The sequence below is a fragment of the Burkholderia sp. SIMBA_062 genome (assembly GCF_046534765.1).
In the GTDB taxonomy this organism is placed as follows: domain Bacteria; phylum Pseudomonadota; class Gammaproteobacteria; order Burkholderiales; family Burkholderiaceae; genus Burkholderia; species Burkholderia ambifaria.
In genome coordinates, this window is the sequence record NZ_JAWRYD010000498.1 from 1 (window position 1) to 247 (window position 247).

Annotated in this window: 1 protein-coding gene; it reads right to left on the reverse strand. The window is 64.4% G+C overall.

All coding sequences use genetic code 11. The annotated features are described in order from the left end of the window. Window positions 1-247, reverse strand: a 247-nt coding sequence (locus SB786_RS37225) for a transposase (RefSeq protein ID WP_410731713.1), incomplete at both ends; no start/stop codon positions are given.

Below are 247 nucleotides of genomic sequence, written 5' to 3' on the forward strand. Positions count from 1 at the left end.
GATCGCGGGGGACTTCGACCCGAACCGGGCCACGATCGGTGATGACCGTCTTGCCGCTGGCGCCGTTGCGCTCGTTGACCTGCCCGGGCGGCTTGGGCTGGCCCTGCGGGTAGCCCAGATGCAGATTCATCTCGGCGCCCATTGCGCGTTCGATGACCGCTTTGTTGAAAGCCAGCATCAGATCCTGGACCTCGGTTGGCGTCATCGGCCCCTTGACCAACTGGTCCAGCAGTTCCTTGGGCAGTTC